Here is a 3,542-nt window from a genome sequence, read left to right as displayed (position 1 = left end):
TGAGTTTTTTAATTAGCTTAGCTCAAAACATCTATCATGTTTTTAGCTAAGCTTTTTTTTTAGGTTGTTTTACGATTCTTTTCTTTTATTCTTATTTCATCTTTTTATTTGTATTTATCAACTTTTTATTTGTTTTACAACTATTCAATATACTCACTATCTAAAACTTTATACCATCTATTTAAAAAATCTTCTCTTGAATATTTTTTTGCACCTAAATCAAACTTATATTGCATATATGGATGTCCTAAATTCCAGAATGAATAATTCTCTTTTTCAAGATATCTTGCTAATAGAACTAATTGTAGTTTTCCATAATTGTTATATTTCTTATCTTTTGATGTAAATCCAGTTAGTGAAGTGTATAAAGAACCAATTTTATATCCAATTTCACCTGCTATTAATTCACCACTTATATTATCACTAAGCTCAATAGACATGATTTGAAAGTCAATTGTAGGGTGTTTATAGGTACTTAAATCTTTTATTAAGTCTTTATATTCATTAATTAGCCAAGATGGTTTATGATAAGTTTCAATATTTTCTAAAACTAAATCAAGTTTTGTATTAATACTAAAGGTATAATCATTAGATTTTTTAAGTAATTTTTTGACTTTTGTACTAATATATAAGTCTTTAAAATCTAAAATTGCATACTCAAATTGTATTTCTGGTAGTAAATATAACTTTTTATCTTCTAATAGTGATGTTGAAATAAATCCGCTATAAGCTAATTTGATATAAAAATCTTTTGAAAAATCATCACTAAAGTAGTAATTTGTTTTTGTATCTGGATAAATATGATTGAATAATATCTCATCATTATTTAAATCATCGTGTGTTAGGTAATATATTGTGTTATCTGTGCTCATAATTTATTATATATTACGTTTCATTTAATTATAATAATTTATCAACTTTAAGGCAATTATTGAACAAATTAATCATAAATAATCAAACAAATAATTTTTATAATCATATAAGTAAACTTTTAAAAGAGTGTGATAGTTTTATATTTAACGTAGCTTTTATTAATTTTTCTGGTTTACAGTTATTATTAGATATATTTAAAGAACTTGAAGAAAAAGATGTAAAGGGTAAAATCCTAACATCTACATATTTAAACTTTACAGAAGTTAGGGCAATAGAGAAAATAAATACATTTTCAAATTTAGAATTAAAAATATTTGATTGTAATTCTAATAATAAAGGTTTTCATTCAAAAGCATATATCTTTGAATGTAAAGATGAATATAAAATATTAATTGGTTCATCAAATATAACTGCAAGTGCTTTTAAAACAAATATTGAGTGGAATATCAAAACAATTAATAAAAAAGATGATTTGTTTTTAATTGATATTTTAAGTGAGTTTAATCTTTTATGGAATGATTCTTTTTATGCTAGTGCAGAATTTTTATCTAAATATGATAGTTTTAAAAAAAGTTTATTTGACACTAAAAAAGGTTTTATTTATGATAATAAGCCTAAATCAAATTTTATGCAACGTACTGCACTATCTTCATTAAAGACACTTCGGTTAAATAATGAGAATAAAGCTTTAATAATTGCAGCTACTGGTTCAGGAAAGACATATCTTAGTGCATTTGATGTAAATACTTTTAAGCCAAAAACAATGCTTTTTTTAGTTCATAGAGAAAATATTTTAATAAAAGCAAAAAGCTGTTTTGAAAATATTGTATCAGATGAGTTTTCATGTGGTTTATATACAGGTAATAAAAAAGAGTTAGATAAAAACTATATATTTGCTACTGTTCAAACAATGGTTTTAAACTATAAAGATTTCTTAAAAAGTAGTTTTGAATATATTATAATTGATGAAGCACATCATGTAGTATCACCTTCATATAAAAAAATACTATCACATTTTAAAGCAAAATTTTTACTTGGACTTACAGCTACATCTAATAGAATGGATGGAGCAAGTATTTATGAAACTTTTGATGAAAATATTGCTTGTGATATTAGATTAAATGATGCACTAGAACATGATTTAGTTGTGCCTTTTCACTATTATGGAATTAGTGATACTAACTTACTTGATTACTCAAATATTGATATTTCTGATATTAAAAGCTTATGTGAATTTTTATCTATTAATAAAAGAGTTGAATATATTATTGAAAAACTTGATTTTTATTCTTTTAGTGGTGATGTAAGAAAAGTAATTGGATTTTGTGTATCAAAAGAGCATTGTATTTATATGAGTAGGGAATTTAACAAAAGAGGAATAAACTCTACTTATCTTACAAGTGATAGTAGTATTAATATAAGAGAACAAGCTATAATTGATTTAGAATCAAATGAAAATGAATTAGAAGTTATATTTACAGTTGACATTTTTAATGAAGGAATTGATATTCCATCTGTTAATACAGTTTTAATGTTACGACCTACAAACTCTCCTATAATTTTCACTCAACAATTAGGAAGAGGATTGCGAAAACATAAGAATAAAGAATTTTTAACAGTTCTTGATTTTATTGGTAACCATAAAAAAGCATATTTAATTGTCCTAGCAATGCTTGGAAATAAAAAAATTGATAAGGATAGTTTAAAATTATCTATTGAAAATAACTTTGCAAATATTCCTAATGCATTTATTAAAATGGATGAGATCTCAAAAAATAGAATTTTAGAGCAAATAAATGAACAAAATTTTAATCAAATAAAATATTTAAAAGAGCAGTATTTTGACTTTAAATTACTTATTGGAAATAAAATACCTAAATTAGTTGATTTTTTACATTACGAAGATTATATAAATCCTTTATTATTTATAGATGAATCAAAATCATATATTGAATTTTTATCAAAAGTTGAAAAAGTTGAAAAAGATGATTACATTACTTGTGCAAAAAATGATGAATTATTTATTAAAGCTATAAGATTTATTGAATATTTACTTCCTATTAAAAGAGTATATGAATTTGTAATATTAAAGTATTTGATATCACATGATTATATTGACGAAGAAATATCTAATAAACTGTTAAATAAATATCTTGAGTTTGTAGATAAAAATACACTAATACACTCTTTTAATTTTTTAAATCAAGAATATCTTGATAAAGCACAATTATGTAGATATTTAAAACTAGTAGATTTAAAAGATAATAAACTTCATAAAACAAAAGAGTTTGAACTTTTACTTGAAAATATAAACTATAAAACTATTTTTGAAGATAGTTTAAATTATGGAATTTTACATTATCAAAAAGAGTTTGGACGAGTTCATTATGGTGTTCCTTTTTTTAAATTATATGAAAAATATAATATGTTGAATATTGCTCAGTTATGTAATTTTAATAAGATTCATTCTTCTTTTAGAGGAAGTGGATTTTTAAAATATGAAAATGATTTCTTTTTATTTATAAATATTGAAAAACAGATATTTTCAAAATCTGCAAAATATGAAAATGCATTTATTACTAAAGATATTTTTACATATGCTAGTAAACCTAGCATGAGTAAAGAAAAAGGTGATGGTCAAAGATTAGCACATAATAAAAAATTTGGTG

The 3,542-nt window shown here is 22.4% G+C and carries 2 protein-coding genes; one reads left to right on the top strand and one right to left on the bottom strand.

Features of this window, described 5'->3' with window-relative positions; genetic code table 11:
- Window positions 1-140: 140 nt before the first annotated feature.
- A complete protein-coding gene (locus ACERKK_RS12240; protein ID WP_373773358.1) occupies window positions 141-872 on the bottom strand; it encodes a hypothetical protein in 732 nt (243 codons plus the stop codon).
- Between the two features lie 59 nt (window positions 873-931).
- Between ACERKK_RS12240 and ACERKK_RS12235 the strand changes: the two genes are divergently transcribed.
- On the top strand, window positions 932-3,542 hold a 2,611-nt coding region (locus ACERKK_RS12235; protein WP_373773357.1), incomplete at its 3' end, for a DEAD/DEAH box helicase.

This window comes from Poseidonibacter sp. (genome assembly GCF_041821165.1).
GTDB lineage: Bacteria > Campylobacterota > Campylobacteria > Campylobacterales > Arcobacteraceae > Poseidonibacter.
Note: the sequence above shows the minus strand (reverse complement) of the source record. Positions and strands in the feature narration are given on the sequence as shown.

Coding starts and splice junctions, on each gene's coding strand:
- ACERKK_RS12240 (WP_373773358.1), bottom strand. CDS start 872: ATGAGCACAGATAACACAATATATTACCTAACACACGATGATTTAAAT.